The organism is Paenibacillus sp. FSL H7-0756 (genome assembly GCF_038006765.1).
Lineage (GTDB): Bacteria > Bacillota > Bacilli > Paenibacillales > Paenibacillaceae > Paenibacillus_AQ.
Genome location: NZ_JBBOVT010000001.1, coordinates 1,073,343 through 1,088,103 on the forward strand (window position 1 = coordinate 1,073,343; position 14,761 = coordinate 1,088,103).

General features: G+C 52.3%; 14 protein-coding genes. 8 read left to right on the plus strand and 6 right to left on the minus strand.

Translation table 11 applies throughout. The features are described from left to right. The first annotated feature begins 136 nt into the window (after nt 1–136). Nucleotides 137–958: a methyl-accepting chemotaxis protein gene (locus tag NST04_RS04805; RefSeq protein WP_341183374.1), complete on the plus strand. Its 822-nt coding sequence runs from the start codon at nt 137–139 to the stop codon at nt 956–958. Between the two features lie 38 nt (nt 959–996). Here the strand turns inward: NST04_RS04805 and NST04_RS04810 are convergent, their stop codons facing one another. After that, nucleotides 997–1,365, minus strand: a complete 369-nt coding sequence (locus NST04_RS04810; protein ID WP_341183375.1) for a DUF1304 domain-containing protein — start codon at nt 1,363–1,365, stop codon at nt 997–999. A 152-nt stretch (nt 1,366–1,517) separates the two neighbouring features. Between NST04_RS04810 and NST04_RS04815 the strand changes: the two genes are divergently transcribed. Then, complete coding sequence (locus tag NST04_RS04815; protein ID WP_341183376.1) at nt 1,518–2,027, plus strand: GNAT family N-acetyltransferase; 510 nt, start codon at nt 1,518–1,520, stop codon at nt 2,025–2,027. 61 nt (nt 2,028–2,088) lie between these two features. Here the strand turns inward: NST04_RS04815 and NST04_RS04820 are convergent, their stop codons facing one another. The 3 genes from NST04_RS04820 to NST04_RS04830 form a co-directional block, all read right to left on the minus strand. Continuing rightward, complete coding sequence (locus NST04_RS04820) at nt 2,089–3,492, minus strand: S-layer homology domain-containing protein (RefSeq protein ID WP_341183377.1); 1,404 nt, start codon at nt 3,490–3,492, stop codon at nt 2,089–2,091. A 118-nt stretch (nt 3,493–3,610) separates the two neighbouring features. Then, a complete protein-coding gene (locus tag NST04_RS04825) occupies nt 3,611–4,540 on the minus strand; it encodes a phosphotransferase enzyme family protein (protein ID WP_341183378.1) in 930 nt (309 codons plus the stop codon). An 88-nt stretch (nt 4,541–4,628) separates the two neighbouring features. After that, nucleotides 4,629–6,290, minus strand: a complete 1,662-nt coding sequence (locus NST04_RS04830) for a histidine kinase N-terminal 7TM domain-containing diguanylate cyclase (RefSeq protein ID WP_341183379.1) — start codon at nt 6,288–6,290, stop codon at nt 4,629–4,631. A gap of 148 nt (nt 6,291–6,438) precedes the next feature. Here NST04_RS04830 and hprK point away from each other — a divergent pair, with 148 nt between their 5' ends. Both hprK and NST04_RS04840 read left to right on the plus strand, forming a co-directional pair. Next, complete coding sequence (hprK, locus tag NST04_RS04835; protein ID WP_076080767.1) at nt 6,439–7,356, plus strand: HPr(Ser) kinase/phosphatase; 918 nt, start codon at nt 6,439–6,441, stop codon at nt 7,354–7,356. 72 nt (nt 7,357–7,428) lie between these two features. Beyond that, the gene (locus NST04_RS04840; protein ID WP_341183380.1) at nt 7,429–7,713 is read left to right on the plus strand and encodes an alpha/beta-type small acid-soluble spore protein; all 285 of its coding nucleotides are present in this window, start codon (nt 7,429–7,431) and stop codon (nt 7,711–7,713) included. Nucleotides 7,714–7,792: 79 nt separating this feature from the next. Here NST04_RS04840 and NST04_RS04845 read toward each other — a convergent pair whose 3' ends face one another. Continuing rightward, nucleotides 7,793–9,091 carry a GNAT family N-acetyltransferase gene (locus NST04_RS04845; protein ID WP_341183381.1) on the minus strand — a complete coding sequence of 433 codons (1,299 nt, stop codon included), beginning with the start codon at nt 9,089–9,091 and terminating at the stop codon, nt 7,793–7,795. A gap of 35 nt (nt 9,092–9,126) precedes the next feature. Then, nucleotides 9,127–9,924: an AIM24 family protein gene (locus tag NST04_RS04850; protein WP_036722844.1), complete on the minus strand. Its 798-nt coding sequence runs from the start codon at nt 9,922–9,924 to the stop codon at nt 9,127–9,129. Between the two features lie 224 nt (nt 9,925–10,148). Here NST04_RS04850 and NST04_RS04855 point away from each other — a divergent pair, with 224 nt between their 5' ends. From NST04_RS04855 to NST04_RS04870, 4 genes are all read left to right on the plus strand, one after another. After that, nucleotides 10,149–11,387 carry an ATP-binding protein gene (locus NST04_RS04855; RefSeq protein WP_036722843.1) on the plus strand — a complete coding sequence of 413 codons (1,239 nt, stop codon included), beginning with the start codon at nt 10,149–10,151 and terminating at the stop codon, nt 11,385–11,387. Between the two features lie 86 nt (nt 11,388–11,473). Next, complete coding sequence (locus tag NST04_RS04860) at nt 11,474–11,941, plus strand: tetratricopeptide repeat protein (protein WP_341183382.1); 468 nt, start codon at nt 11,474–11,476, stop codon at nt 11,939–11,941. A 326-nt stretch (nt 11,942–12,267) separates the two neighbouring features. Continuing rightward, nucleotides 12,268–13,974 carry an ABC transporter ATP-binding protein gene (locus NST04_RS04865; RefSeq protein WP_341183383.1) on the plus strand — a complete coding sequence of 569 codons (1,707 nt, stop codon included), beginning with the start codon at nt 12,268–12,270 and terminating at the stop codon, nt 13,972–13,974. Between the two features lie 101 nt (nt 13,975–14,075). Continuing rightward, entirely contained in the window at nt 14,076–14,669 is a 594-nt protein-coding gene (locus NST04_RS04870; RefSeq protein ID WP_341183384.1) for a GNAT family N-acetyltransferase, read from the plus strand. The last annotated feature ends 92 nt before the right edge of the window (nt 14,670–14,761 follow it).

Consider the following 14,761-nt stretch of genomic DNA (forward strand, 5'->3'; position numbering starts at 1 on the left):
TAATCGAAAAAGCGATCACAATGGTCAAATTTTAATTATTCATTTTTGAATAAAGGAGGTTTGTCGCAACATGTCGAACTTAACTCTTAATTTCGCAGTACCCTGAAGCTAACTGAATAAAAGGAGACCCTCACCTATGAAAAACATCGTACGCTCCCTTGAAGATATAATAAATCTCGCGCCCGTTCTGAAAGCTGCTTTTCCATACGATATCTCGATTGCCGTCTGTGATACCGAGAAGTTTCTCGCCTATTACCCTGGGGATTCCATTGATCTGGGGATTCGCGCCGGGCAGATTATTCACGCAGACGAACCTCTGTATCATGCACTGAAAAATGATGAATACTCAAGGGCCAACGTTCCCAAAGAGTATTATGGATACGAATTTGTGGGTACGGTCCTTCCGGTACATGGAGAGGATGAACGTGTCTGCGGGGCGGTCTGTATTCAGGTGCGCAGACAGACCGAGCTGCGGGAAATTGCCGACCGGATGGCACTGTCGCTGAATCAGGCTAATGCGCGGATCATGCAGGTAGCGGGCGGGTCTAACCAGCTGGCCGGCTTCTCTCAGAAGCTGCTGGTCCAGTCTGAGACCACTGCTGCAAGTGTCCAAAAAAGCGATGAAGTGCTGGCTGTTCTGAGGAAGGTTGCCGACCAGACGCATCTGCTTGGAATTAATGCGGCCATTGAGGCCGCCCATGCCGGAGAGAAGGGCCGGGGCTTCGACATTGTCGCCAGAGAAATCCGCAAGTTCTCACAGGAGACCGAGCAATCCGCGCAGCGGATACGGGACACCCTGCGGGAGATCCAGACAGCGATGAAGGGAATCGGCCAATCCATCGGTCAGATTGCCTCAGTGGGACAAGAGCAGGCAGCTTCAACGCAAGAGATGTCCAGCTTCATTGAGGAGATCCGGGCGATGTCTGAGCAGTTGAATCAGTTCGCGCAGAAGCTGTGAGGGTAAGTGTGGAAGCTGCCTGGATAAGCCCGCAAATCTTACAGATGTGCGATAATTGTAGCCGCCAGCGCCAGGAAGGCTGGTAGGCCCTGCATCAGCAGGATGGATCTCTTGGAGGTGAGTCCGCCGTAGATGGCCGCAACCGCCACGCAGATCAGGAAGAACAGCTGCAGCTGGTAACCGAAGTCTGCGCTCGGATGCAGCAGGCCCCAGATTAGACCGGCTGCCAGGAAGCCGTTATACAAGCCCTGGTTGGCAGCAAGCGACTTCGTCTCCCGGGAGAACGCAGGGGTCAATCCGAACGCCTTCTGTGCTCTCGGGGTGGTCCATAGAAACATCTCCAGTACTAGTATGTACACATGCTCTAGTGCTACTAAGGCAACAAGAATTAAACTTACAGTCATCATAAAGAGTCCCTCTTTTCAAGTGATGTGAGTCGAATTAAGCCTATCATTTAAATTGTGCAAAATATAATTTTACGAACTTAAATATACCGGACTTTTTGATATTTGTCAATTTACTACAAATCGTAAAATTGGAATGTAAGGGGGCAAGAAGAGTGATACATATAAGAACGTTAACCCCGTCTGATGCCGAAGTCTACCGGGCGCTTCGTTTGCAGTCGCTGCAGCAGCACCCGGAAGCTTTTCTAAGCTCCTATGAAGTGGAAGCGAAGTTGTCTATCGAGACTACCCGGATTAAGCTGGACTCCTCGGATGAGCATTTCACCCTGGGTGCCTTCTTGGATGGGGAGCAGAGACTGGCGGGAATGGCCACCTTGTTCCGGGAGAGCAGGCCCAAGATTCAGCACAAAGCTCATGTCTATGCAGTATATGTAGATCCAGGAGCCCGTAAATATGGCACGGGCCGTGCGCTGATGCTTGAGCTAATAGCACGGGCGAAGGCCGCGCCGGGACTGGAGCTGCTGACGCTGACCGTAACCTCCAATAACGTTCCGGCCAAAAGACTCTACGAATCTCTGGGATTCGTCCGCTACGGCACAGAGCCGAAGGCGATGAAGCTTGGCAGCGAGTACCTGGATGAGGATCTGATGGTGCTGATGCTGTAAAATACAGCAAAAGCCCCTCCTGCCATTACGGCAGAAGGGGCAAAGATGAAGGGAAGGTTGCTTACTTCGCAGATTTTCCGCTCAGGATAGCCTTCACCTGGCTGACCATTGCCGCTGCGTCAGCACTGGTGACACCGTCCTGCGGATGGAAGCTTCCATCTTGATCCAGCTTCACGATCTTGAGGGCAAGCGCGGTCTGAATGGCTCCCGAGTTCAGGATATTGATCTTGTCATTATCCTTGATCTCCACCGGGATCAGCTTGATCATCGGCAGTTGGCCGCTGCTCTGGAGTGTGTTGATGAGCAGATACGTGAACGATTCACGGGTCACGCTCATATTCGGATCGATTTTGATCTGAAGATTCGCCTCAGGTCCGGCAGCATCCTTGATGAACTGTACGGCCTCGGTGGCAGTGATGTACTCATTTACAGCATCAGGCGCCGGATGGGCCTTGAGATAGTTCGCCGCATTCCCGGCAATAGAAGCAGCTTCAGGGCGGGTAATCCCTGCTTTCGGATTGAAGTTACCTGCAGCATCCAGCTCCACGAAGCCGAAGGCAATGGCGGCCTGGATGGCACCCGAGTTCAGGATATTGATCTGATCGCCGTCCTTCACCTCTACCGGAATGACGTTAATCATCGGCAGTTGCCCGCTGGTCTGTAGAGTATGGATCAGCAGATAGGTGAATTCTTCGCGGGACATGCCGGCCGCCGGATCAATCTTGATTTGCAGATCCGCTGCAGGTCGGGCCACCTCTTTTATCACCTGTACGGCTTGTGCTGCTGTAAGCACCTCGTCCGTAGCCACCGGTGCCGGATGTGCCTTCAGATAAGACAGTGCATTGCTGATGGCTACTGCCGCTTCCGCACGGGTGATCTCCTGTTTCGGGTTAAGCTTGCCGCTGTTATCCAGCTTCAGGACACCGTAATTCAGCGCACGCTGCAGGGCACCGGAGTATTCTACCTTCACCTGATCCTGATCGGCGTACTCTACCACCACCGGCTTAATCATCGGCAGACGGTTCGTATTCTCCATCGCATCAATGAGCTGATAGGTAAACTCTTCGCGGGTCAGCTTCTCACCAGGCTTCAGATCCGCAGGCAGGTCCAAGCCGTGCACACCAGCAATAATCAGCGCCTGTGCATACCAGGCGGAGTCGTTGGCATTCTTGAAATAGTCGGTAGCATGCGGCTCCTTCACGAACCGGATCGTATCCAGATTCAGATCAAGCGCACTGACGATCATCTGCACCCCCTGGGCTGCTGTGATGCTGAGGTTCGGGCCGAACAGGTCCGCGCTGATGCCTTTAATCAGGCCGCTGTTCTGAAGCGCGATAATCTTGTCTTTATCCTGCACGTTATGGATATCCTTGAAGGCTGCAGCCGAGGCGAATTGTTGCCCTGTGAAGCTGAGCGCCAGAGCGGCTGCTGCGGATAGGGTGATCATCTTGAATGTCTTCTTCATGTCCAGTCACCTCGTGAGTAGTTTGTAGTTTATTTGTGATCATAGACGGCGGCGTAGTCAAAAAGGTTCCAGTAAAAATAAAAAAATAAATTATAAAAAAAGCACTGGCCGCTTAGGGCTAGTGCCGTTTTCTCATACAAATCTCCTGCCATCTCATAAGCCATCCATACTGCTCATCGCAGAATTCTTTCGTTACAGACTGTAGCCCCTGGCAGCGGACAATGCGGGAGATAATCTGATAATGCCTTACCGCAATGAAGTCAAAAATCGCGTAGATCTCAATGTTACTCAGGGTTCGCACCTTACAATACCCGGTATAGAAGCGTTCGAATAAACGCTGGGTAGTATCATACATTGAGTCTTGATATCGATTGAAATGAGTTGCGTCAGACATGTATGCCACGTCCATGCCGGGATAGTCGCCGGAGGCATCATCAAAATCCATAAAGATATATTGCCCATTGCGGTTCCTAATCATATTGCCTGTATGAAGGTCGCCGTGACAAAAGCCCTGTGGAAGCTTTGACATACGGCCCCACAATTCATTTCCATATTGGTTAAGAGCAGCCACGGAGTTTGAATCACAGTCCAGTTCGCTCATAATAGAGAGATAATCATCAATATATTCATTTTTTGTCCGCTTAATCAGTTGTTCTCCAGGGTAATTCTGCATTAGCTTATGAAGCTCGGCTGTCTGGTAACCGATAAGCTCCGCTTCGGCAAATCCATCAGGATTGTCACCCTCTACATAGTCGAAGAGCACAGCGTTTTGCCGGCCCTCCGGGGCTTCAAGAAGAATGTGACTCTTTTGTCTGACAGTTCTCAGCACCGTCACAGCCGGAAAGGAATGAGCGTGCAAGTAGTCAAGAATTCGAAGAGACTGCATGGCATCGGCCGTTTTGAAGCTGCGGTATATTTTGAGCACATAACGCTTATTCCCGCCTTCTGCCAAATAAACCGAGCCAATCATCTCCCGGTGAAGCTTGATCTGCTCAATACGTAACGGGTAGGATTGGTTAATCTCACGGATAAGATGATCATGGTTCATCTGGCAGCGTCCCCTTTATGAATGGCTCCAACTGCTATTCATTATCCTAGGGGAGAAACACAGATGTATAGAGAAAAATTGATTATAATTAAACCTCCGCCGCAACAATCTGGTTCCGGCCCTGATGCTTGGCGGCGTACAAGGCTTTATCGGCAGACTTGAACAGGTCGTTCAGGTAGGTGGTCGCATCCATGGCAGGCGGGATCTTGAATTCGGCGATGCTGAGCAGCCCCATGCTGATGGTGATGGACACGGGCCCATCGATATAATCGATATGGATGGTGTTGTGTTCAACCCCGGATTTGAGCTGCTCGGCCAGACGCCGCGCCTCGGCTCCATCCGTATGCGGCAAATAGATGATGAATTCCTCTCCGCCGTAGCGGGCCAGGATATCGGAGGGCCGCAGGCTGCGCTGCAGCAGCTCCACCGTGCTGCACAGGACCACATCTCCGGCGAGATGGCCGTGCTGGTCGTTGATTTTTTTGAAAAAATCGATGTCGATCAGTATAATAGTCGAAGGTGTCCGGGTACCGCTGACCCGAAGCGCCTCCTGCTCCAATTGCTGCATCAGATAATGCCGGTTGTAGCAGCCGGTCAGGCTGTCCGTGATCGCCAGCTTCCTCAGCTTGCCGTTCGTCTGGAACAGCTCCTCCTGTACCTTCACCAGCGAGTCGTTGCGTTCCTTCAGGATGGCATTCTGCTGGTTCGTCTCATCGATGAGCCGCCGGATCTCGGTAACATTCTGGAAGGTGACAATCCGCCCGACCCGGCTGCCGCTCACTATGATCGGCGCTGCATGAATACTGACAACCATTTGGATAACGGGATGCAGAATTTCCAGCTCGGCCGTCTCCAGCGGGTACTCATGGTATTTCTCAAGGAAGGACCCGATCTTCAAGGCAGGGTCATCCGGCAGATAGCTGCTTATATTGAACGCCGCACCCGTCACAAGCGGGATATAGGGATGCAGGGCATGATTGATCTCCACGACCTGCTCCTGGTCATCCAGCACGAGAATTCCGTACTCCATGGTATTGATAATATCCTGATGGGCGATAGTTACGATATCGAATACTTTGTCCTGGTGGATTGTAATCACAAAGAACGTAGCCGACACCACTATACCCAGTGAAGTGAAGCCCGGAATTACCGGTAAATAGTCATCCAGAATGACATTGAGAAGCACGTCGATCATAAGGAAGACGCACAGCGCCGTAATGCCTTTGAGCATGTACATAACCTGATTCTTGATCCGCGCGGCCTGGTTAGAGGTCAGAGCCACGTATATGACATACATGGATATGAGCGCATCAATGACAAGGAAGGCCATGCTGAACCAGAAAATAGGTCCGTAGGTCCGCTCCACGTATCCGCCGTTCACCGGACGGACGAACCATCCATAAGGATTGAGCACCACTCCAACGGATGTCAGTACTGCAGGGATTACCAGCGCGGACACCATTCTTTTAGTAAGGAACTGGGATTGTCCGGCGAGCAGAATCGTGAAGAAGATCCAGCCCAGGCCCAGCAGGGAAGCATCCACGAAGGCAAGCTTCACATAAAAGAGCTGATAGAGAGGATCATCAACGGTCCGGATGGCAAACTGGCAGTAGGGCCAGATCAGCATGGCGAAATGGAACCCTAAATAGACCTTGTGCAGCTTGGTAATCGTGACCGTAGCCACGATATAGATGAGCAGCAGGAACAGAAGGAAGCACATAATCAGGTCGATCCAAGAGGCTAAAGCCAATATGTTACACCTTCTTGATTTTAATAGTATTTATTGATTTTTGTGGGTCTTAGGTCTTATATATTGTTTTTAATATATAATTAGCGTGTGCAGATTACAAGATTTTTAGATAAATCTATCGGAAAATATTGGATTGGGAGGGGAGCAAATGAAATCTATTAGCGTGCAGAGTCTTGTAGAGAAATTCCATCTGGAGGTGCTTGCGGGAGCGGGCCGGATGGACCGTAACATCACCCGTCCAAGGACGCACAGACCGGGTCTGGAGTTTGTCGGTTATTTTGATTTTTTTCCGATGGAGCGGGTGCAGGTCCTTGGACGTAAAGAGATTAACTACCTGTTAACGCTGAGTGTAGAGGAGCGGATGCTGCATATCGGCAACATCGTCAAATATCATCCGCCGTGCTTCATCGTAACCAGCGGCCAGCAGGAGATTCCTTATCTGACGCTATTCTGCGACCAGGAGGGCATTCCGCTGCTGCGGACGCCGGAGGTGACCACCGAATTCATTGCCAAGCTGGACAGCTTCCTGGTGAAGACGCTGGCGCCGGAGCTGTCGATCCACGGGGTATGCGTTAACGTGTCGGGGATCGGTATTCTGCTGCGTGGCAAGTCGGGGATCGGCAAGAGCGAGACGGCACATACGCTGATCCGCAGGGGCCACCGCTTCGTGGCGGATGATATTGTGGTGCTGAAGAAGCTGGGTCCGGCGACGCTCCTTGGAACCCATAATGAGACCACGCGTGAATTCCTGGCGCTGCGCAGCATTGGCCTGATCAATGTCGTGCGGCAGTACGGGCGGCGGGCGTTCCAGGATGAGACACGGATCGTGCTCGATATTGAGCTTGCCCCCTGGCAGGAGAATTCACTCAACAATGAGCTGGAGCTGGTGCCCCAGTTCACCGAATATCTCGGGGTGCAGATCCCGCATATCGAGGTCCAGCTTCAGCCGGGCCGTGATGTAGCCGGTCTGATTGAAGCGGCTGCGAACAACTGGTATCTCAAGCAGCTCGGATACAGTGCGGTGGAAGAATTCATGCAGCGGATTGAGGACGGGATGCAGTCTTAAAGGGCGGCAGGGAATGAAGACACGCGCTCCTGGGCAACTTAGAGGAAAGACAGCAAGGGAGCGTGTCCGTAAATGGCGAGAAGAAGCAGGAAATATGCTGTACCAGGGTCCGCCCAGGGAATGCAGACGTTCAAAGCAGAGGTTATGCGGCAGGAAGGATATCACGTGGATCCGAATCATCCGGACGATGTGAAATACGAGGTAGCCAAAGAGCTGGGCATCCCACTGGAAGCCGGAAATAACGGCAAGCTGACCACCGGGTCGGCCGGACAGATTGGCGGCAGAATCGGCGGCTCCATGGTCCGCGAGATGGTGCGCCTGGCCCAGGAGCAGCTTGCGGGTAAGCAGAAGTCTTAGAATGCGATATAGGATATAGGAGCCCGCATGCAAAAGATCCCCTTTCTTAATCAGAAAGAGGATCTTTTTTGGGCTTAAGTCACAGGCTGCCGCTGTAATATCTGTACTCTGAGTTAATCTCAAATCCGGCACGGAGATAGAGGTTCAAAGCCCGGACGTTCTCGGTGACTACGCTGAGGCGAATTACCGGATAAGGCTTCTGCAATAGAATACTGACGGTTTGCCTTAGCACCTTCCCGCCAATTCCCTGACCCTGACAAGCAGGCAGTATACAGAAGTTATGAATAAATGCGGTATCCTCATTAATATAATTGACCCGGATCAAACCGGTCGCCCGGTTCTCTAGCCAAGCGATATAGGTTACCCGCTCCGGCTCATCCGTCTGAGTGAAGTACTCGCGTGTTGTATCTTCCGGTTCTACGAATGCCTGGGAGGAGCAGGATATTATGAATTCCCAATCTGCCGGTGTGGCCGGGAGCAGCCGCAGATCTTCCTCAACCGGGTGTAGCGATGTGTTGTGCGGGACGTAAGCCATCGCGTACTCAGATCTGGCGAAGTGGGCGCCAAGGGCCAGGGCTGCGCCGATCCCTGTCTCTGAGCCTCCTGGAATTCTATAGCTGAGCCTGTGAATGCCTAGAGGTGCCATATCTTTCGTTGCCCGTTCTATCAGTCTGCGGAATACACCGTTCCGGCGATAATCCGGATGGACCATGGCATTGATCTGTGCCTCATCGCCCCCGGCAGCGAACCAGCTAAGCAGGCCGATGAGCTGATCGCCACGGTAGCAGAGCAGGGAATGGTCACCGTCTTTTTTGACGAGATGCTCAAGATCTGAGTTCAATTGGATAGAATCCGCCTGAGTGCATTGCTGCTCCAGCAGCGTAATGTCTGCCGCTTGCCGGCTGGAATGGTAGGTCATTGGAATGATGCTCTCCAGCTTAAGAAGCTGGCGGAATTCGGCAACACTCTCGAAAATACCGTCTGGCATAACCTCGTAAGTCTGACTCTGGAAGGTCGATAGCCAGCGCACTCCGTAAGTCCGCAGCCCTGCTGCTTTGCCCGCGAGAATATCGGCATTGCTGTCCCCTACGAAGATGGCATTGGAATAATTCATACCCAGAATCCGCAGAGCGGAGTGAATTCCCTCAGGATCAGGCTTAGGCTTCACCACATCATCTCCAGTAATCGAGAGATCAAAGAAACGGTCCAAATCCAGCGCTCCCGCCGATATCTGATAGGCCCGTCTGCTTTTTCCGGTGATGACCCCAAGCTTCATTCCCTGGGCCTTCAAATCTTGAAGCAACGCTATAATGGTATCGTCATTCTGAAATTCTTCGAAATGTCTCCCGAAATCAAACAGTACTGCTTGGATAGGCATTAGAGGGTACTTCCTTTCGAGAGAAATAGAGAGAATTAAGAAGTAGGCGTGCCCTGAAGCAGGCTGTTTCTGTAATTCATGAGCGGGGCCAGCCAGACCATGCCGGTTCCCCGGTACACGTTGACCAGGCCTTCGCCGGAGGCGGCGGAGCCCAGACGGGTCTTGCCTGACTTCTCAACTGTGAAGTCCAGCGAGTTGGACCACATGAGAGCAAAGTTACCGTCCACCTTCAGCACATCATTCTGCAGCTCGACCACGACAGCTTCCTCGGAAGGAATGGGAGCTTCGAGGGCAAGAATCCCTTTGCCGCGCGCGCTCAGGTTGAACAGCCCTTCACCGCCGAGGACGGCAGAGGAGATGTTTTTGCGTGCCGCAACGGAGATGTCGAGCGTAGTCTCACAAGCCAGGAACATGCCGTCATCGATTACGATATGGTCGTTGTCCACATCAATCAGCCAGAGGTATTTGTAGGTGGTCTCCAGCAGGATGGTTCCGGTTCCCTTGTAGAGCGGTTTGACGGCACTGGTTCCGGTTGCCGCCCCCGACAGCATATTACGCATCAGTCCTCCTACGCCTTTGATGCCGGAGGTCATCTCGATATTGCCGATCATATACTGCATGGCTCCGGCGCTCAGCATCACCTCATTGTTATTCAGCTCAATCATCAGCTGCTTGTTGCGCATATTGCTCTTACTCATGAAGAAGTTGGTCTCTGCTTCATACCGGGTAGTGGTGCTGAGATCCTCTTTGTATTCGATGATGCTGAAGCCGCCTAGCTGCTCTTTAATGATTACGTTGGAATTGTCCTTCAGATTATTAATGGTAAAAGCCATCGATACCCGCTCCTTCGGTTGCTGTAGTTATGCAATGCTGTGCATCATGCCTTCAAAGCATACGTATTCGACACTTCTCGCGGGGTTCCTTGAATTCCGGGAGAAAAAACGCATACAATAATTCCTTTACTTCTAATATCAGGTTAGCGTAATGTTCTAAGTATAGTGCTCAGAATACAAACGTATCTCTTGACACCAGCATTAGAACCGAAAGGAAGTTAGCCTTGTTTGAGACGCTGCTGCTCAATTTTTTGTTTATGCTGTTTCCGGTGCTGATATTTCTGATTTTCTTCGAAAATAGGCCCCACGCCTACAATCATAAGATTCTTGTACTGCTCATCGCCGCCACCATGATCCTGTGTATCGCCAAGCCGATCCGGCTGGAGACCGGGTTCATCTTTGACTTGCGGTATGTTCCGTTTGTGATTGCGGCCTTGTATGGAGGGTACAAACATACCCTGCCCTTATATGTGATTCTGAATGTGTACCGTTTCTACATAGGCGGTGAGGGAACCGTCCAATCTTTACTTTTTTCGACAGCAGTCCTCATTCTGGTTCCTTCCATAAGCGCCAGATTTCTCCGTTCTAAGCCCAAGGGACGGATCTTGTGGGCTACCTCTATCGCGGTCCTGACGATGGGCTGTTATCTGATCATTCTGGGCCAGATCATGAATAAGCTGGATACCCAGTTCTGGACGCTTGCCTTCTATGCCTTAACTACGCATGCGGTGGTCATGGCGATCCTAATGATCCTGCTGGAGCAGATCCTGGCGAATCTCAGGAACCGTGAGCGGATTATGCAGTCGGAGCGGCTGAATGTGGTCAGTGAGCTGGCGGCCAGTGTCTCCCATGAGATGCGCAATCCGTTAACCGTGACCAGCGGCTTCCTGCAGCTGCTGAATCTCTCCAAGAACCTCTCCCCGGAGGAGAAGGGGTATGTTGAGCTGTCACTGCTGGAGCTGAACCGGGCGGAGAAGATTATCAGCGATTATCTGTCTTTTGCCAAGCCGCAGTCGGAGAGCCGGGTCTACTCCAACCTGAAGGCTGAATGTGAGTACACCAAGAATGTGATCCTGCCGTATGCCACGATCCACAAGGTTGCGGTTGAATTCAGCTTCAACAACCCGCTTAGCACCCATTATGACAGTAATGAGATGCAGCAATGCCTGATTAATCTGTACAAGAATGCGATTGAAGCGATGGATGGGGTGGAGGATGCGGTCCTGTCTATTGCTGTCTTCGCGAGCGGACAGAGTATTATCATTACCATCCGCGACACCGGTGTCGGAATGACCAAGGATGAGATCTCGCGGCTGGGCAAGCCGTATTACTCCACCAAGGCAGACGGGACAGGGCTCGGAATGGTCATGGCCTATAACACGATTAACAAGCTCAAGGGCCGTATTGAGGTTACCAGCGAAAAGGGCAAGGGAACTGTCTTCCGGATCATTATCCCGGCCTAGCGCACGGCAACAGTGGGAAACTTGGTGTGAAAATGATAAAGTATCTCTAAGAGAACTTGGAACTATTAACCGGGAGGCTATGGGTAATGAGAGAAGAATTAATCGCGCAATTGAACGCTTGGCATGAGGCGGACGAATATGAAGAAATCGTATCCCGCATCAAAGAGGTGCCTACACCGCTGATCGATGAAGAGCTGGCGGTACATCTGGGCCGGGCGCTCAACAATCTGGGCCGCTACCGGGAAGCGCTTAAATGGTTCAACAAAGCGGCAGATCAGGGTAAAAAAGACCCGCTGTGGCATTTCCGCGTCGGCTACGCCCACTATTATCTGGACGAGTACGATCAGGCGATCAAGGCGTTCAAGAAGGCGAATAAGCTGGACCCTGAGGATCAGGATACCCTCGAATTCCTGGAATGGAGCCGCAGTGAGAAGGCGGCGCTGGCCGCTGCGGACGAGGATAGCGAGGATGCAGAAGAAGCTGCCGAAGCGGATTCTGCCGCAGATGCCAGTCCCGATGCGGATTCGGATGCGGCAAAAGAGACGAAGCACTAGGGCTTGACGGCCGGTCTGGCCGAGGCATACAATGAAAGTCAATCTTATCAAAGAGGTGAAATGGATGCCATTCCGTACCGTCGCAAGGAACTAGTTATCGGGCTGGGTAGAACGCGTACCAGCCACCAAGGGGGAGGTCTGTCCTCTTGGTCACAGCTAACTGGATTCTTGAACGGTGCCTGGAAGGTCATTCTTTGTGAGCCGGGACACTGAGTTATTCCGCTTGAAGACTACACTGCTGAGGCAGGAGTCTTTGGCGCGGAGTGGCGAGGAGAGTTCCCGGCTTTTTTGCCATACTCTTATGAATAAGATTGGAGATTGTGATCATGTTAAAAAAATGTCTTGTCCACCTCAGAGGGTGGGCCGCTCTGTATATAGGTCTCGGCTTCGCCATTCAGCTCTTAAGCAGCCTGGGTATTGTAGTCTTCCAGAAGATTCTGGATCAGGCGGTGGCGGGAACGGGCTTCCGTGAAATCCTCTACGGAGTAGTCGTCTACGGGATACTGCTCGGCCTGAACGTCCTGCTGAATTATGCGGATGAATATCCCAGCGCTTATCTATCGAACAGCATCACAGAAAGACTGAAGATTATGGCCTTGTCCAAAATCTCCAGAATGGATTATTCCGCCTATCAGAACATGGGCACAGGCCAGATGATTAAGGTGATTGAGAACGGCGCGGCGGCCGGGAACAGTATTCTGTTTTCTTTTGTCCTCCACACGCTGCATGAGCTGCTGCCTACGATTCTCTTCAGCCTGCTCTTCATCAGCTACTATGACACCAGAATCATGCTGGTGATTGCGGGCGGGTACGTGGTTATCTTCCTGTTAACGAATATTCTGCTCAAAGTTCTCTACCGGATCAAGGAATCGGTGCTTATGCAGCAGGAGGCCATGTCCCGGTACGGGGTCCGCGGCTTCATGGAGCTGGTCGTCTTCCGCACCAACAAGAAGTACGCGCAGGAGATCGGCAGACTGAACAGAGCCGCACAACAGATCATCAGGCAGAGCGCGAAGCTGCAGATGATTCATGAATCCTTCTTCGCCTTATTCGAATTGTTCATTACGGTCATTAAGGTGGTTGTGCTGCTGTACGGCGTGAAGAATGTGATCTCCGGGCAGGCCTCTGTCGGGGTCATGGTCGCGCTGTTCATGTTCATTGAGAAAATTTATACGCCGATCGCCATCTTCAACGTATTATTCGTCGGCTATAAGCTGAACAGGGTCACCTATCAGCGGTTCGAGGCCTTCCTGAATGCCCCGGAGGACCGGAATCTGGAGCAGGGCAAGGCGCTTGCGCAGCTACAGGGCAGCATTGAATTCAAGGATGTATCATTCAGCTATGGAGAGGTACAGGTGCTGGACCGGCTGTCCTTCTCAGTCGCGCCCGGAACCTCAGTTGCTCTGGTCGGACTAAGCGGCAGCGGCAAGTCAACGGTTATTAAGCTGATTACGGGCCTGCTCAAAAAAAATAGCGGCCAGCTGCTGGTCGACGGCACGGATATCGACGAGCTGAGTCTGGACAGCTACTATGATCACATCTCATATCTGTCGCAGGACAGTCCGATCTTCGACACCACCATCCGGGGCAACATGGTGTTTGAGCAAGACGTCCCGGATGAAGAGCTGTATGCGGTGCTGGACAAGGTTCACCTGAAGGAGAAGGTGCTGTCGCTGCCGGAGAAGCTGGAGACGAGGGTCGGTGAGCGCGGGCTGAAGCTGTCGGGCGGGGAGCGGCAGCGGCTGGCTTTTGCCCGGGCGATCCTGCAGCAGCGGAATCTGATCATCCTCGATGAGCCGGTATCGGCGCTGGACAATATAACGGAGCGCAGCCTGATGGAGACGGTGTTCGCAGAGTTCAGGCATAAGACGGTCATTATTATCGCACACCGGCTGAACTTCATCAGCGGCGTGGATCAGATTCTGGTCATGGAGCAAGGCAGGCTGGCGGGGGAAGGGGATTTCGATTCCCTGATCCGGGACTGCCCTTCATTCCGTACGCTGTGGAATAACGGCAGGGGGCAAACGGATTAAACTATCTTTTACCTTGTGGACGATCTTGTGCCTGAACTATGCTGGGGTACAGAGAGAACCCGAAGGTGAGGCTGCGTATTATGAATCCGGTATTATCCACAATGAGGCTCGAAACGGAGCGCTTAATCATCCGTCCATATATTGAAAGTGATCTATCGGCTTCGTTCGAGCTCATGCAGAACCCGGAGGTGCTGGCCTTCATGCATATGGAGGTCATGCCGAGGCATGAGTATGAGGGCATGTTCCGCTGGCTGATGTTCAGCTATCATACGCCGTTTGAGCTGCCGTTCAAGTATTCATTTGCCATCTGCGATAAGGCGACCGGGCAGCTGATCGGCTGGTGCGGGGCCGGTGTGCTGGAGTTCAGGGCGCCGGATGCAGAGCTGTATTATCTGATCGGGCGTGAACACTGGGGCCGGGGATATGCTACCGAAGCCGCTGCGGCGCTGGCGGACTACGCCTTCGATGTGATCGGACTGGAGCAGCTATACGCCAAGGCAGATCCGCGCAACACCGCGTCGCTCGGGGTGCTCCGGAAGCTGGGCTTCCGGGTGGAGCAGGAGCTGGCCGGATTGACCGGTGATTATGAGGACTGCAACGGGGAACTGCTGCATGTGCTGACGAAGGAGCGGTTTGTAGAGCGGGCTTTCAAGGCGGGAAATGACCATATGCTGAGCGGGCGGGCGATGAACTGACGAGGGATATGCGCGGAATATATAATTGGAAGAAGCGTGGAAGAAGACCGGAAGATTAGAGATTACGGCTTGCTAAGCCGTATTTTAGTAAC

Coding starts and splice junctions, on each gene's coding strand:
- NST04_RS04825 (WP_341183378.1), bottom strand. CDS start 4,540: ATGAACCATGATCATCTTATCCGTGAGATTAACCAATCCTACCCGTTA.
- hprK (WP_076080767.1), top strand. CDS start 6,439: ATGAAATCTATTAGCGTGCAGAGTCTTGTAGAGAAATTCCATCTGGAG.
- NST04_RS04865 (WP_341183383.1), top strand. CDS start 12,268: ATGTTAAAAAAATGTCTTGTCCACCTCAGAGGGTGGGCCGCTCTGTAT.
- NST04_RS04820 (WP_341183377.1), bottom strand. CDS start 3,492: ATGAAGAAGACATTCAAGATGATCACCCTATCCGCAGCAGCCGCTCTG.
- NST04_RS04845 (WP_341183381.1), bottom strand. CDS start 9,091: ATGCCTATCCAAGCAGTACTGTTTGATTTCGGGAGACATTTCGAAGAA.
- NST04_RS04860 (WP_341183382.1), top strand. CDS start 11,474: ATGAGAGAAGAATTAATCGCGCAATTGAACGCTTGGCATGAGGCGGAC.
- NST04_RS04870 (WP_341183384.1), top strand. CDS start 14,076: ATGAGGCTCGAAACGGAGCGCTTAATCATCCGTCCATATATTGAAAGT.
- NST04_RS04840 (WP_341183380.1), top strand. CDS start 7,429: ATGGCGAGAAGAAGCAGGAAATATGCTGTACCAGGGTCCGCCCAGGGA.
- NST04_RS04850 (WP_036722844.1), bottom strand. CDS start 9,924: ATGGCTTTTACCATTAATAATCTGAAGGACAATTCCAACGTAATCATT.
- NST04_RS04805 (WP_341183374.1), top strand. CDS start 137: ATGAAAAACATCGTACGCTCCCTTGAAGATATAATAAATCTCGCGCCC.
- NST04_RS04810 (WP_341183375.1), bottom strand. CDS start 1,365: ATGATGACTGTAAGTTTAATTCTTGTTGCCTTAGTAGCACTAGAGCAT.